The sequence below is a fragment of the Agaribacillus sp. DX54 genome (genome assembly GCF_056858335.1).
In genome coordinates this window covers 1-14,902 of the sequence record NZ_JBXEQE010000045.1, presented here as the reverse complement: position 1 = coordinate 14,902, position 14,902 = coordinate 1, and the positions used below count along the sequence as shown (strand labels likewise).

11 protein-coding genes and 1 tRNA gene are annotated in these 14,902 nt (G+C 41.4%); 8 read left to right on the top strand and 4 right to left on the bottom strand.

Annotation, left to right across the window (positions count from 1 at the left end; genetic code table 11):
• Complete coding sequence (locus AC04NP_RS27990; RefSeq protein WP_482863388.1) at positions 1-657, top strand: hypothetical protein; 657 nt, start codon at positions 1-3, stop codon at positions 655-657.
• Between the two features lie 348 nt (positions 658-1,005).
• Here the strand turns inward: AC04NP_RS27990 and AC04NP_RS27985 are convergent.
• Positions 1,006-1,081, bottom strand: a tRNA-His gene (locus AC04NP_RS27985).
• Between the two features lie 79 nt (positions 1,082-1,160).
• Positions 1,161-2,501, bottom strand: a complete 1,341-nt coding sequence (locus tag AC04NP_RS27980; protein WP_482863387.1) for a dihydroorotase — start codon at positions 2,499-2,501, stop codon at positions 1,161-1,163.
• A 97-nt stretch (positions 2,502-2,598) separates the two neighbouring features.
• Here AC04NP_RS27980 and AC04NP_RS27975 point away from each other — a divergent pair, with 97 nt between their 5' ends.
• Positions 2,599-3,894, top strand: a complete 1,296-nt coding sequence (locus AC04NP_RS27975) for a DEAD/DEAH box helicase (RefSeq protein WP_482863386.1) — start codon at positions 2,599-2,601, stop codon at positions 3,892-3,894.
• 284 nt (positions 3,895-4,178) lie between these two features.
• Here AC04NP_RS27975 and AC04NP_RS27970 read toward each other — a convergent pair whose 3' ends face one another.
• On the bottom strand, positions 4,179-5,690 hold the full coding sequence (locus AC04NP_RS27970; RefSeq protein ID WP_482863385.1) for a M28 family peptidase: 1,512 nt from the start codon (positions 5,688-5,690) through the stop codon (positions 4,179-4,181).
• Positions 5,691-5,898: 208 nt separating this feature from the next.
• Here AC04NP_RS27970 and gcvP point away from each other — a divergent pair, with 208 nt between their 5' ends.
• On the top strand, positions 5,899-8,805 hold the full coding sequence (gene gcvP, locus AC04NP_RS27965) for an aminomethyl-transferring glycine dehydrogenase (RefSeq protein WP_482863426.1): 2,907 nt from the start codon (positions 5,899-5,901) through the stop codon (positions 8,803-8,805).
• Between the two features lie 12 nt (positions 8,806-8,817).
• On the opposite strand, the gene AC04NP_RS27960 is transcribed toward gcvP, so the two are convergent.
• Complete coding sequence (locus AC04NP_RS27960; RefSeq protein WP_482863384.1) at positions 8,818-10,533, bottom strand: M61 family metallopeptidase; 1,716 nt, start codon at positions 10,531-10,533, stop codon at positions 8,818-8,820.
• A gap of 150 nt (positions 10,534-10,683) precedes the next feature.
• Between AC04NP_RS27960 and rpmH the strand changes: the two genes are divergently transcribed.
• The 5 genes from rpmH (at position 10,684) to AC04NP_RS27935 (ending at position 14,298) form a co-directional block, all read left to right on the top strand.
• The gene (gene rpmH, locus AC04NP_RS27955; protein WP_482863383.1) at positions 10,684-10,842 is read left to right on the top strand and encodes a 50S ribosomal protein L34; all 159 of its coding nucleotides are present in this window, start codon (positions 10,684-10,686) and stop codon (positions 10,840-10,842) included.
• 35 nt (positions 10,843-10,877) lie between these two features.
• Complete coding sequence (gene rnpA / locus AC04NP_RS27950) at positions 10,878-11,279, top strand: ribonuclease P protein component (RefSeq protein WP_482863382.1); 402 nt, start codon at positions 10,878-10,880, stop codon at positions 11,277-11,279.
• Positions 11,280-11,292: 13 nt separating this feature from the next.
• Positions 11,293-12,957 carry a S41 family peptidase gene (locus AC04NP_RS27945; RefSeq protein ID WP_482863381.1) on the top strand — a complete coding sequence of 555 codons (1,665 nt, stop codon included), beginning with the start codon at positions 11,293-11,295 and terminating at the stop codon, positions 12,955-12,957.
• A gap of 105 nt (positions 12,958-13,062) precedes the next feature.
• On the top strand, positions 13,063-13,743 hold the full coding sequence (tsaB, locus tag AC04NP_RS27940; protein ID WP_482863380.1) for a tRNA (adenosine(37)-N6)-threonylcarbamoyltransferase complex dimerization subunit type 1 TsaB: 681 nt from the start codon (positions 13,063-13,065) through the stop codon (positions 13,741-13,743).
• Positions 13,744-13,761: 18 nt separating this feature from the next.
• The gene (locus AC04NP_RS27935) at positions 13,762-14,298 is read left to right on the top strand and encodes a DUF2480 family protein (protein WP_482863379.1); all 537 of its coding nucleotides are present in this window, start codon (positions 13,762-13,764) and stop codon (positions 14,296-14,298) included.
• Positions 14,299-14,902 lie beyond the last annotated feature (604 nt).

Sequence of the window (14,902 nt, the reverse complement as noted above, 5' to 3'; positions counted from 1 at the left end):
ATGGTGTTTATAGAACTTTTTGCAATTCTAAAAAGATATTGTCCTCTGCTCCTCATGATCGCCGTAGGTATGCTTTGGTATTTATTGAGGAGCGAAAAACAAAAAGTTAATGATTTTAAGGAGGTCTACCGCACTCAGGAAAAGAAGATCAGTATATGGAGGGATGAAGCTGGAAAAAACCGGGCACGCGCTGAAATAGCCGAGATCAGTGCTGTCAATGCCAGACTGGTGTTGAAAGAGGATCTTAAAAGAACAATTGAAAGAGAAGTAGGTAATCTCCGGAAGAATTTAATCAGCTATTCCACTGTAAAAGCCTCTACCTCGGGATCCATTCAAACCTCTACCAGGGATACCATCTACCGGATAAACGGACCTCAACCTCTTAAAGCTAAAAGATTTGTCCTTAATAAACCGGACCTGAAATTTAAAGGAATATTCCTCCCGACTCTTGATACCCTGATAGCAGATTATCGGGTCATTCACAATTTTGACATTTTTTACTATTACAAAAGACCCGGAAAAGCCCCTTTCAATCTTTTCAAAAGAAAGCGGGCTATTGCTGAAATCAGGTTCGAAAATCCCGGCTCCAGAGCCGATAGCCTGTTTACATTGGTGCTGAAACGGAAGAAGGGATTTTTAAAAAGAATTACTGAGTGAGCCTTGAAATATATCCTATACCATTTCGCGAGGCGTGTAAATTTGTCAAAATCTATCACCGGCATTTGCGTACTCCACAAGGGCATAAGTTCTCAATATCATGTGTTAAGGATGGCCATGTGGAAGGTGTCATTTCCAATGCATATTCAATTTTTATAACTGCCCCCCTTTAACTATTTCATTTGGAATTTGTGGCCTGGACGGTCCTTTAACTATATCTGCCATACATTGCATGCCTTGGCAAGAAAAAAACTCCAAATTTTCAAAAACGTTAGAAAAACGTTAGAATCACCTAATTGGCATAAAAAAAGTAGTTACAGACGTCTTGTAACTACTTGATAATCAAAAGGGTGGAAGATGGGACTCGAACCCACGACCTCCTGAACCACAATCAGGCGTTCTAACCAACTGAACTACAACCACCAAATCCATAAACAGGATTGCAAATTTAGATAGTACCATTTAATTTACAAACAAAAGCTATAAATATTTGCCGAAGTTATTTACCGGTCAAAAGTCAGCCTTTTACCCATTCTGCCTTCATCAAATTTCCCTTCCTCATAGGCCAAATGCCCTGACACAATGGTATGGCTAACTTTTGATTTAAAAACCTGACCATCAAATGGCGACCAGCCACACTTGGCCAGCATGTTTTCTCCCGAAACCTGCCACGGGTCATCCGTATCTACCAACACCAGATCAGCAAAATAGCCCTCTCTGACATAACCCCTTTTTTCTATTTCAAATAAAATAGCAGGGTTATGGGCCATTTTCTCCACAATTTTTTCCAGGCTTATTTTTCCCTGATGATAAAACTCAAGCATGGCTACGAGGCTATGCTGAACAAGAGGTCCCCCGGAAGGGGTTTTGAAATAAGAAGTATTTTGTTTTTCTTCCAATGTATGCGGAGCGTGGTCTGTAGCGATAACGTCGAGGTGGTCAGAGAGCACGGCATTAAAAACCGCATTTCGGTCTTCCGCTGTTTTGACCGCTGGATTCCATTTTATCAATGACTGTTTTTCCTCGTAGTCACTGTCGTTAAACCATAGGTGATGTATGCAGGCCTCACCGGTGATCTTTTTGTCTTTGAGTGGTATCGAATTGTCAAACAGGTCAATTTCTTTGGCAGTGGAAAGGTGGAGAATGTGGAGCTTTGTTCCATGTTTTTTGGCTAAACCCATGGCAAAGGATGAAGATTTATAACAGGCTTCCGTGCTTCTGATCAGGGGATGAAATTTTACGGGAACTTCTTCACCATACTGTTCCCGGTACAGGGCCATATTCGCCTTGATGGTTGCTTCATCCTCGCAATGTGTAGCAATTAACATACCGGCATTGGCAAATACCCTTTCCAGGGTCTGTTCATTATCTACCAGCATGTTGCCTGTAGATGCTCCCATGAATATTTTGATTCCGCAAATATTTTTTGGGTCTGTTTTCATGACCTCATCAAAATTGTCGTTTGAAACCCCCATGTAAAAAGAGTAATTGGCCAGCGCAGTTTTTTCTGCTATCAAATATTTATCCTGCAGCAATGACTGGGTAAGTGCGTTTGGAACTGTATTGGGCATTTCCATGAAAGTGGTTATCCCGCCTGCTACTGCGGCTCGCGATTCGGTAAAAATGTCGGCTTTATGGGTGATCCCAGGCTCCCTGAAATGCACCTGGTCATCAATAACCCCGGGCAACAAATATTTTCCCTTGGCATCAATTACTTTGTCGGTAGCTAAATGTGATAAATTATGCTCAACTCTTTCGATAAATTCGCCCTTTATGTAAACATCGCTTTTCAATATGCGATTTTCATTAACTATATTGGCGTTCAGAATTAAAATGCTTTGCATGTGTAGCGTTTAAAATAAATATTGGCAAGTTACCGGAATCAAAATTTATAAATTAAATTCCGGGAGTGTTTTTTTGGGGAATTTGAGCGGAAAAATAATGGTACCTGAAAATAAATCTTTTGATGTTTTTAAATTGAATCGTCAGTTGTTGCATGCGGTTGCGGAGGCTTCATACAGTGAACCTACCCCGATTCAACGGCAGGCCATACCTCTTATTCTCGCGGGCCATGATGTGATCGGTATTGCTCAAACCGGAACCGGAAAGACTGCGGCCTTCGTGCTGCCTCTGTTAATGAAGGTAAAGTTTGCGCAGGGAAATAATCCCAGGGCTTTGATCCTGGCTCCTACCCGGGAGTTGGTTATGCAGATCGAAGACAATGTGAAGCTTCTGGCTATCTATACTGATTTAAGATATACAGCCCTTTATGGTGGCATAGGTCCCAAACTACAAATTGAAGCGTTGCAAAGAGGGGTGGATATTTTGATTGCCACGCCCGGAAGGTTTCTCGATTTGTACAGCAGGGGAGAAATAGTGGTCAAACAAATTAAAACAATGGTGCTGGATGAGGCCGACAAAATGATGGATATGGGATTTATGCCGCAAATCCGGCAGATTTTGGAGGTGATTCCCACTAAAAGGCAAAACTTGCTGTTTTCTGCTACTATGCACCCAAAGGTGGTTGAGCTTTCCCATGAGTTTTTGGAGTTTCCGGAAAGAGTAGAGATAAGCCCGCAGGCCACACCGGCCGCCCTTGTGGAACAAAGATTATATGAGGTTCCTAATTTCCGTACCAAAGTTAACCTGCTTTACTGGCTGCTCACGCATTCGGACGAAGTCCAAAAGCTGCTTGTTTTTACTAAAACAAAGGCACATGCCGATAATATCTTTAAGTTTTTGTCAAGAAAACTCGATACACCAATAAGGGTCATTCACGCCAACAAAGGTCAGAATACACGGATTAATGCGATTGAAGCCTTCAGAAAAGGTGAAGTCAGCATTTTGGTGGCCACCGGTGTGGCCGCCAGGGGCATTGATATCAGTAGTGTTTCGCATGTTATTAATTTTGATGTCCCCTTGATTTATGAAGATTATGTACACCGTATTGGCAGAACCGGAAGGGCTCAACGCACGGGGGTGGCTATCACCTTTGCTAACCCTGCCGAAATGTTTCATATCGAAAAAATCGAAAAAATAATCCGTGAGCAAATTCCCAAACATCTCCTGCCTGCTGAAGTGACCCTGGAAGAGGCCTCAAAGGAAGAAAAACAGCTATTGGACCGGGAAATCGATCATTTCAAGAGAAAGGAGAACCCTGATTTCAAGGGTGCTTTTCATGAAAAAAAGAACCGGGCACGAGCAAAACCATCTAAGAAGAAGAAAAAACGGAGATAAGTTTAGTCCTGTTTTTATGACTGTTAGTCGAATTTGGTTATACTTTTGTCTAAATAAGGTTCATTAGTGTAGCTAATTTTACTAATTTTATACAGTTGAATTGTTAGTCTCAATTCAACATTCTTTCCATAGCTGGTTGAAAGAAGATCTTGAGGACGCAGGCTCCCGCCTGCTCCTCAAGTCTTGATTAAATATTTTGAAATAAATTCCCTAAATTTTATATGTAAGTGAAAGTATTCTTCGATCGAAGAATACTTTTCCTTTTAGAACCATTTATGACCGGATCATTGTTTGTTCAGGGCTATCCTGTTTTCCCGGTTGGCCAGTTCCCAGGCGGTATGAAAGATCAGTTTGGCCCTCTTTTGCAGGGTTTCAAAGGCAATTTTGTCGACCGTATCGGTGGGACGGTGATAATCCGGGTGGGTGCCATTGAAATAAAAAATAACAGGGATATTGTTTTTAGCAAAATTCCAATGATCTGAGCGATAGTAAATCCTGTCAGGATGATTTTCATCATTGTAAGTGTAATCCAGTTTTAAGCCTGTATATTTTTCATTGATATTTTCGCTTATCTCATGCAATTCGTTCGACAGCCGGTCTGAACCTACCAGATAAACATAATCATGATGGGCTTCATATTTAGCATCGATTCTTCCTATCATATCGATATTCAGGTTCACCATCGTATTTTCAAGGCGATAGACCGGATTTTCCACATAATATTGTGAGCCTAACAACCCTTTTTCTTCTCCGGTAACAGCCATAAAGAGTATACTCCTCCGGGGGCCATGGCCGTTTTGTTTTGCTTCGGCAAAAGCCTGGGCTATTTCCATGACAGCAACTGTCCCTGACCCGTCATCGTCAGCACCATTATTAATTTCATCGCCGACTCGTCCTATATGATCGTAATGTGCAGTGATTATGATCAATTCTTCTTTGTTTTCATTTCCCTCCAGGTAGCCGAGCACATTTTCGGAAACGATAGTTTTTACCTCCCTGGTTATTTTATACCCGATTTTTCCAGGTTTTATTTTGTTAAAGGCCTTGCTGTCACCGGCTTTCTGTGCTTCAATGGCTTTTTCAATATGGTCCACATCATTGTTCAGTATTTCCGCGGCTAGTTCCGGTGGCAGGAAAAACACACCGATATTTTGTTCGTCCGTATTTTTTGAAGGGAGCTGTAAACTTCCTTTACCCATATAGTTTTCGAATTGTCTGGCCAGCTTGTTGAACGCCTCAATGCTGTCCGTGTTTACCACCAGCAACGCCTTGGCGCCCATCTCCTGAATTTTTTTTCGAATAGTACTGTAGGCCTGGAAGCCTGCCTTGTTGAAGACCACCAAACCCTTATCTTTCAAATCCATCGATTTGAGTACCTCATTTTGTCCGTCACCACCGAAAACAACTTCTATCTCCGATTCCTCCGGAACGTCCTGGGTTCCGTAGTAAATCACTTCGTGAAAGTTTTCTTTTCTTTGACCGTTAACCACTAAATAGGTTTCCCCGGGGCTGGATATTTCCAGAGGTACGTCCTGAAAGTATTGCGGTGGATTCAAATTCCCGACACCGGGTTGTAATCCAATTTCGGTAAAATGGCTTTTAATAAAAGCCGCCGCCATTTTCTGACCCCGTGTTCCCGTCTCTCTCCCCTCCAGCGCATCAGATGACAGGATAGACAGGTAGTCTTTCAGATCCTCCTTGGTAATGGTACCGGCATATCGATCGATAATGTTTTCCTGACCTTTGGCAGTAAAAAAAACACAGCAAAAAGCCAGGGCCGTAACTGTTTTCTTCATAACTTAATACTTTTGGGTTTTTCATAATGTTACTACAAAAAAAGTACTAAACAGGTATTTTTCTTCAAGTAAATTATATGAATGGCGCTAATTTTTGATAATGTGAACATCGCAAAAAATTCACCTGAAAATCATCAGCTAATATGACAAATAAATTATACCTTTGTGCTTTTTAAGCGATATGACCCATAATTAGGCTATTTAGATGATAAAAATAGATTTAAAGAAGAAAGAACGCTTTGAAAGAAGGCATAATGGACCGGATTCCTTACAGATAAAGGAGATGTTGGAAACAATAGGGGTTAATTCTATCGATCAGTTGATCGATGAAACCATTCCTGCGAACATCAGATTAAAGACTGATCCCGATTTACCTGAAGCCAAAAGTGAACATGAATTTTTAAAAGAATTCAAGCAACTGGCTTCAAAGAACAAAATTAGTTCTTCTTATATTGGCATGGGGTATTACAATACAATTACCCCTACGGTTATTCAGAGAAACATCCTGGAGAATCCCGGATGGTATACCGCTTATACGCCTTATCAGGCAGAAATTGCGCAGGGCAGACTGGAGGCACTGGTGAATTTTCAGACTATGGTGATGGATTTAACCGCCATGGAAATTGCCAATGCTTCATTGCTCGATGAGGGCACGGCTGCCGCCGAAGCTATGTCAATGTTGTATGCCGTTAGAAAAGGCACTAAAAAGAAAGCCAATACTTTTTTTGTCGACCAACATGTATTTCCCCAGACCTTGGATATACTGAAGACAAGATCCGAACCGATGGGTATCGATCTGGAGATTGGCGACATGACCATGGTGGATCTCGATCGCCCTGATATCTATGGAATTTTTGTTCAATATCCTGATAATAATGGCCGGATTTCTGATCAGCGGTCGTTCATTGCCAATGCCAGGGAACGGAATGTTCTGGTAGCAGTGGCTGCAGATTTGCTGAGTTTGACCCTATTGGTACCTCCCGGAGAGATGGGTGCCGATGTGGTAGTCGGTACTACACAGCGATTTGGTGTGCCGATGGGATATGGTGGGCCGCATGCAGGATATTTTGCTACCAGGGAGGCTTACAAAAGACAAATACCCGGAAGGATCATTGGGGTATCGGTAGACAAAAATGGCAAAAAGGCCTATCGGATGGCATTACAAACCCGGGAACAACACATTCGGCGGGAGAAGGCTACCTCCAATATTTGCACTGCTCAGGTTTTACTGGCGGTGATGGCGGGTATGTATGGCGTGTATCATGGTCAAGAAGGGTTAAAAAATATCGCCTTAAAAATTCATGGTCTCGCACAGTTGCTGAACAAAGGATTGAACTATTTGAAATACGACCAGTCCAACGAAAACTTCTTTGATACCTTAAAGATTAACTGCACAGATAACGGCCTCAAAGAAAAAATAAGGATCCGGGCGACAGATCAGGGTGTGAATTTCAGGTATTTTGAGGGGCCTGAAATTGGCATTTCGCTGGATGAGACCAGCGAGGTGGCCGACGTCAATCGAATATTACAGATTTTTGCCGGTGTGGCTGGCAAAGAATTGAGCGGTTTTGACCTGGAAAAAGAAAGTGAATCCATAAACCTTTCCTGGGATGCCGCTTTGGTAAGAAAATCTGACTTTCTTAGTCATCCGGTGTTTAGTACATACCACTCTGAACATGATATGCTGAGGTATTTAAGGCGGCTGGAAAATAAGGATCTGTCATTGGTACATTCCATGATATCCCTTGGTTCCTGCACTATGAAGTTAAATGCGACTTCGGAAATGATCCCGGTTACCTGGCCTGAATTTGGTCAACTGCACCCCTTTGTACCGGTAGACCAGGCGTTGGGTTACCAGCAAATGTGTAATGAATTGTCAGATTGGCTCAATGAAATTACAGGTTTTGCTGCTACCTCGTTACAGCCCAATTCCGGTGCCCAGGGAGAATATACCGGATTGATGGTAATCAGGGCATATCATCAGAGCCGCCGTGAATCCCATCGTGACATTACCCTTATTCCTTCATCGGCCCATGGAACTAATCCCGCAAGTGCAATAATGGCTGGCACGAAGGTAGTCATCGTTCAATGTGACGAAAAGGGTAACATAGATGTAGATGACTTGAAATTAAAAGCTGAGCAACACAAGGACAACCTTGCCGCTTTAATGGTTACGTATCCTTCCACGCATGGTGTTTTTGAAGAATCCATCAAAGAGATTTGCGAAGTTATTCATCAATATGGCGGATTGGTATACATGGACGGTGCCAATATGAATGCCCAGGTAGGACTTACCAGTCCGGCAAACATTGGGGCCGATGTTTGCCATTTGAATTTACATAAGACCTTTTGTATTCCTCATGGAGGAGGAGGTCCGGGCATGGGACCTATCTGCGTCACCAAGGAACTGGAACCGTTTTTACCGGGTAATCCGGTCATTCCTACCGGTGGGGAAAACGCGATTTCTGCCATATCTGCCGCACCATTCGGCAGTGCCAGCATATTGCTTATCTCCTATGCCTATATGGCCATGATGGGTATGAAAGGCCTGCGGAATGCCACAAAAATTGCCATTTTAAATGCAAACTACATAAAGAGCCGAATTGAATCTCACTACAAAATACTCTATACAGGTGTTAATGGCAGAGCTGCCCATGAGATGATTATTGATTGTAACGAATTCAAGAAATATGGCATCGAGGTGGAAGATATTGCCAAGCGATTGATGGATTATGGATTTCACGCACCTACCGTTTCATTTCCGGTAGCCGGTACCATGATGATCGAACCTACCGAGAGTGAAACTAAAGACGAACTCGACAGATTTTGTGAGGCCCTGATTGAAATTAGAAACGAGATGGCCGAAGTGCAAAACGGGGTGGCTGATCCCAACAATAATGTCCTTAAAAATGCCCCTCATACCGCAGAGGTGGCGTTGGCTGACAACTGGAGTTATCCATACACGAGGGAAAAGGCTGTTTATCCGTTGGAGTTTGTAAAAAACAACAAATTCTGGCCCGTTGTCAGCAGAATTGACAGCGCTTATGGTGACAGAAATCTGGTTTGCAGTTGTATACCGGTCGAAGCGTACATGGAAGCGGTGGAAGCGGTTTAACCTTTAGATAAATTACCATTTGGCTTTTAACCATTTTTCAAAACTCTCCCGCTGCCGGGGTGAGGGGTCAGGAGTCTGCCTGATTTCATAATCCATAAAATAAGATTGTCCGTGATGGCTTATCGTGACTTCCTGCAGTTGGTTGAGCCGGAATAAGGTAAGGGTAAGCTGTTTTTGATCTCCAATAAGGGAGTTCAAATTTTCTGTGACCTTGCGTCCGTTTATAGCAATAATTTCATCATCGACAGATAGCTGTTGGGCAGCCGGTGAATCGGGATGAAGCCGATGGATAACGTGATAACTTCCCTTTCCGGTGGTTTTAAAACCAAAATTACTTTCAAATAAATTGTCGGGCAATATGGAAATTAGTTCGCACCCGACATAGTCAAGTAATGCGGTCAGGAACGATTCGATAGGTGTCACCCCCTCGACAAGATGAGCAAAAAAGCTGTTAAGAGAGCTGCCCGCCAACTCATTGGAAAGCGCCAAAATATCACTGGAAATGTAACCCTGCCTGACATTTCCAAATTTTTCCCAAAGCCGCTGCATTAAGTTGTCCAGGCTATTTTCCCCTGCTGATGATTGCCTTATTTTTAAATCGAGCAACATGGCTACCAACGCCCCTTTTACGTAGATGGAGACTTTTTTGTCAGGGGCACCATTTTTATAGCCATCTACCCAGAGATCATACGAAGATTGCGTTAATGAAAGATTAAAACGACCGAAGTTTTGTAAATGGTGGATTAACATTTTCTTCAGTTCACCAAAATACCATCTTTTGTCAAAAACTCCGCTTCTCACTAAAAACAAATCACCATAATAAGAAGTAAAGCCCTCTGCTACATAGCCTGTTTCAAAATAGTTTTCCCTGGTAAAATCATAAGGTACAAATTCCCTGGGTTTGATACGGATAACGTTCCAGGTGTGAAACAACTCATGGGAGCTGACACCCAGAAAATCTTCATAGAGCGGGGTTTGGCTGATCAATTCTCCCGGACCCAGGGCGATGACAGTTGAATTGTAGTGCTCTACACCATGATACATTTTATAGGGTAACATCTGGTACATGAAATGATAGTCCGCACAGGGAAATTTTCCCATCACCAGCAATTGCTCCTTTGTAAACGCTATGAAATCGACCTTAATCCTGTCCCAGTCAAAGTTACACCGTCCCATAATCCACAGATGATAACTGGTCTCGTCCAGGTTATAGTAAAAATGTTTCAACTGACTGCTGGCAATTAAGGGACTATCTACCAAATGGTAGAAGCTGTTGGCTATCAATTGTCTTTCCTTTATCTTTTCCAGGCCACAGGCGATCAGGTAGTTTTCAGGAATTTCCAGGCTGACAGTGCACGTTTCATCCACACGGTCAGGAGCAAATATCAGGCAATTGATGAAATTCAGATAGAGCTGATCTTCGTCCAGCCAACAACTGCCGGCATCCATTTTATAAGCATAGTAATTATATTTTACCTTGATGCTGGCTGCGCCCATTGTATCAATCTCCCAATGGTCTTTTTTGATTTTTTTAACCGGCAAGCTTTCATTGGAAAGGGTCGTTGCCCTGAGTTTTTGAACATTTTGTATGAAATCCCCCAGTTCGTAACGCCCGGGTCTCCAGGCAGGTAGTGCTACAATAACCTGCGGTTGAAGGATATGCTCAATCACCAATTCGATATCCACTAAGTGCTGATGGGGATTTTGATAGGAGATAACATACTTCATGCTAAAAACTTCTTTTAATTTGCTATTGAAACCAATGATAAAAATTCCAGGGGATTAATTGTTAAAATAACTCAAATATTATTTTTTGCCCATTGGTAATTAAAAAAAGCTTTATAAATTTGCAGCCCGGAATTCATAAAGTGAAAAAAAATGAAAAGAACATATCAGCCCTCTAAAAGAAAAAGAAAAAACAAGCACGGTTTTAAATCCCGTATGGAAACGTCAAATGGCAGAGCTGTATTGGCAAGGAGAAGGGCGAAGGGCAGAAAGAAGCTGACTGTTTCAGACGAACGGACTCATTTAAAGTAATTATAGAAGCGTGTGCTTCTTTTACATCATTCCCTATGCTAGACGATGAGGGAAAGAAAATCAGTCACACCTTCCCCAAAAAAGAAAGGTTAAGCAGCAAAAAAGAAATCAGGGAACTGTTTAAACATGGTTCCTCTTTTTATTTGTATCCTTTTAAGGTGATATTTCTCCACTTTACTCCTGAGGATGCCGGGTATTACCACAAGGTACTTTTTTCTGTTCCTAAGAGAAACTTCAAAAAGGCAGTTACCAGAAATAAAATCAAACGAAGGCTCAAAGAAGCTTACAGGCTTAATAAACACCTGTTATTAAAACCGGATTTTGTGGGTCTTCCGCTGCTAATTGCTTATATTTACGTTGGGAAAAAAGTATATGACTATAAAATCATTGAAGATAAACTTATAGCTTCTTTGATTCGTTTAAAAAAAAGTAGGTAATAATCCGTTCATTATGACTAGAATTGGAAAAAAGAAGAAATTAATTATTCCGGCACTTTTTGTTATTGGCTTGTTGGTTTTTGTCGCTGTATCTTTACCAGGTGACCGTTACTTCGAAATACAGAAAAATCTGGACATTTTTGCCACACTTTATAAGGAAGTAAACACCTATTATGTGGATGACGTCAATCCGAATAAAATAATCAGAAACGGAATTGACGCGATGCTGGAAAACCTGGATCCGTATACCAATTATATTCCGGAAGATGACATTGAGGATTACAGGACCATGACCACCAACCAGTATGGAGGTATCGGTGCATTGGTAGGAAAAAGGAATGGGAAAAGTTTGATCATTATGCCTTATGAAGGATTTCCTGCGCATCAAAATGGATTAATTATTGGAGATGAAATAGTAAAGATCGATGGAATTGAAGTGGCCAATAAGTCGACCACGGAGATCAGCCGCTTGCTGAAGGGCCAGGCGAATACCAAGCTGAACCTGACTATCAAGCGTTACGGCAGAGATAAGGAGTTTGATCTTGAAATCAAAAGAGAAAAAATTACCATTGACAATGTGCCTTATTTTGGAATGGTAACCGATGATATTGGCTATCTGAAACTGCAGGATTTTACTACCGATGCAGGGAAGGAAGTCAAAAATGCCGTAATTGATTTGAAATCAAAAGGGGCTAAAAAAATTATTTTGGATCTAAGGGATAACCCGGGAGGATTATTAAGCGAAGCGGTCAACGTATCCAATGTATTTATCCCCAAAGGCAGTGAGGTGGTTACAACGAAGGGTAAAGTAACGGACTGGAATAAATCTTATAAGGCATTGAATAACCCGGTAGATATAGAAATACCTTTGGTGGTAATCACCAGTAGCCGGAGTGCCTCGGCTTCAGAAATTGTGGCAGGGGTAATGCAGGATTATGACAGGGGTGTTTTGGTGGGGCAGAAGTCTTTTGGAAAAGGGCTGGTACAGGCGACAAGGCCACTCTCTTATAACTCCCAGTTGAAAGTCACAACCGCCAAGTATTATACCCCCAGCGGCCGGTGTATCCAGGCAATCGATTATAATCACAGAAACACGGATGGCAGCGTGGGAAAAATCCCGGATTCGCTTAAAGTGGCATTTAAAACCAAAAATGGAAGGGTAGTTTATGACGGTGGGGGCATAGATCCGGATATTCCTGTAAAAAGAAGCTATCTGGCACCTATTACAGTAAGTCTGGTCAATAAGTCATTGCTTTTTGAGTATGCCAACATTTACCGCCACGAAAATCCGGAAATAGCCAGTGCCAAGGAGTTTTCAATATCTGATGCGGAGTATGATAAGTTTATGAAGTGGGTCAATACGAAAGAATATGACTACACTACCAAGGTGGAAAGTACACTGGACGAGTTAAAAAAAGTAGCCGAAAAGGAAAAATATTTCAGTGCCATTGAAGATCAGCTCAATGAGCTCCGAAAAAAGGTCAGTCATAAGAAAGAGTTGGATCTCGTAAAATTCAAAAAGCAAATAAAATTTATGTTGGAAGAAGAAATCGTTTCGAGATACTATCTGCAGAAAGGCATTGTGGAGGCTTCTTTTGATTATGATCCCGATATCCTGGAAAGCATCGAAATTCTTAATGATTTATCGGGGTATAGCGAATTGTTAAGCGGTAGCTGAGCAAAGTAAAAATATTAACAGGAATAAGGAACGAATGCAGGTTTAATCATTCGTTCTTTTATTTTTGCGTCATGATACTGACACTATCCTGAAGCAAAAGTAAAAATGTCCGTTATTCTCAGTGTTGAAACATCCACCGGAATTTGTTCTGTGGCCCTTCATCAGAATGGCCGTCTGCTGGCTTGTCAAGAGCTTTTTCTGGAGAAGTCCCATTCCAGCTTGCTTGCTATATTAATTAGCGATATTTTAAAGCAATGTGATTTTTTAATGGATGAAATTTCGGCTTTTGCTGTTTCCATGGGCCCTGGCTCTTACACAGGCCTCCGAATCGGGGCTTCTACCGTAAAAGGACTGAGTTACGGGCTTGATAAACCGGTGATCGCTGTCAACACATTGGAGGCCATGGCTTACGGCTGTAACCGTTTTAATTACGATCGAGCCTTGCTATGTCCCATGATCGACGCGCGTCGAATGGAGGTTTATTGCCTGCTTATGAATCACAGGCTGGAAATCATCGAGGAGACGCATGCCAGGATAATGGATGAACATAGTTTTGCAGATTATTTGTCTGACAAGAAAATCCTGTTTTTCGGAAATGGCGCTGATAAATGCCGGGAAGTGCTGAGGCACCGACAACATGCCGCTTTTTTGGAAGGAATAAATCCATCGGCTATGCATATCGGATGCATTGCTTCTCAGAAATTTGAGCAAAAAATTTTTGAAGATGTAGCCTATTTTGAGCCTTTTTATCTAAAAGATTTCAAAGCCGGAAAACCAAAAAAATAGTTCAATTGTTTAATTAATATGAAAGTCATTAAAGATATGGAAGAGAAAGATATAATTGTAAACAAGGTTGCTAACAGTAGATTGATTACGCTGGATCTGGAAAATTTTCTTGACCGAAAAGAGCGGGTTATTTACGATATAAAAGATAACCTGTATGAAGGATTGATTTTAAAAGAAAAGGATTTCAGAACATTCATCAAACAACATGAATGGGAGCAATATAAAGATAAAAATGTAAGTTTGATCTGCTCTGCCGAGGCAATTGTCCCCACCTGGGCTTATATGTTGCTTACCAGCAAACTGGAACCCTATGCCAATCTGGTGGTCTTTGGCGGGCCGGATGATTTGGAAAAGGCGTTAGTTCATCAGGCATTGGCAAAAGTGGATTTCTCTGAATTTCAGGATGCAAAGGTGGTCATTAAAGGCTGCGCCGACCTGAAGGTGCCTGAATACATGTTTGTTGAAACTACCCGTAGGTTAAGACCTTATGCCTCGAGTATTATGTATGGAGAACCTTGTAGTACGGTTCCTATTTATAAAAAGCCGAGGCGTTGAGATTTTGTTTTGAGTTTTGTTTTTCGAGTTGTTTATTTTTTGGTTTCATTTTCTGAGTATCGTTTTGGTTTAGTTATATTTGTTCTAAGCTAATATTTTGGCATCGGCTTTAGATTTTTTCACAACGTTTTGGAAAACTTTTTGGTGTTTTGTTGTCTTATTGGTTGCCCCTTTTTCACGACGGCGGCACGAAGGTACCAATAGACACGGAGGTTTTAGCGTATGCAATGAAAATACAGTCCCATGTTTTTGTTTAGGTACTGTTACGATCAGCTTTTTCTTTTCGATGCTATAGGCTTCACAAGTGCGACGCTTTTTCTATCTGACGTTCTTCATGTCTGTGCTGCTGTGCTGATTTCCACCTGAATGGCTTGAGGGTTTCTCCCCTAAGAAAATTGTCCATTATTAAGTTATCAATTGTTCATGGTCAATTGTCCATTATTCATTGTTGTTATATTATTGTTTATAATGCTTTAAAAAAGTATTTCCCTTTAGTTTAAAAAGATTAAAAAAAGGTTTGTTAAGTGTTTGTTGGGAATGTAAAAGGTTTTAACTTTGCAATCCTTTACAAGTAAAGGTTTTTTGTTATATTTTGCTTTAGCAT

Bases quoted from the DNA above. Each gene is read 5' to 3' on its own strand.
- rpmH (WP_482863383.1), top strand. From the start codon at position 10,684: ATGAAAAGAACATATCAGCCCTCTAAAAGAAAAAGAAAAAACAAGCAC.
- AC04NP_RS27990 (WP_482863388.1), top strand. From the start codon at position 1: ATGGTGTTTATAGAACTTTTTGCAATTCTAAAAAGATATTGTCCTCTG.
- AC04NP_RS27970 (WP_482863385.1), bottom strand. From the start codon at position 5,690: ATGAAGAAAACAGTTACGGCCCTGGCTTTTTGCTGTGTTTTTTTTACT.
- AC04NP_RS27945 (WP_482863381.1), top strand. From the start codon at position 11,293: ATGACTAGAATTGGAAAAAAGAAGAAATTAATTATTCCGGCACTTTTT.
- AC04NP_RS27935 (WP_482863379.1), top strand. From the start codon at position 13,762: ATGAAAGTCATTAAAGATATGGAAGAGAAAGATATAATTGTAAACAAG.
- AC04NP_RS27980 (WP_482863387.1), bottom strand. From the start codon at position 2,501: ATGCAAAGCATTTTAATTCTGAACGCCAATATAGTTAATGAAAATCGC.
- tsaB (WP_482863380.1), top strand. From the start codon at position 13,063: ATGTCCGTTATTCTCAGTGTTGAAACATCCACCGGAATTTGTTCTGTG.
- rnpA (WP_482863382.1), top strand. From the start codon at position 10,878: ATGCTAGACGATGAGGGAAAGAAAATCAGTCACACCTTCCCCAAAAAA.
- AC04NP_RS27960 (WP_482863384.1), bottom strand. From the start codon at position 10,533: ATGAAGTATGTTATCTCCTATCAAAATCCCCATCAGCACTTAGTGGAT.
- AC04NP_RS27975 (WP_482863386.1), top strand. From the start codon at position 2,599: ATGGTACCTGAAAATAAATCTTTTGATGTTTTTAAATTGAATCGTCAG.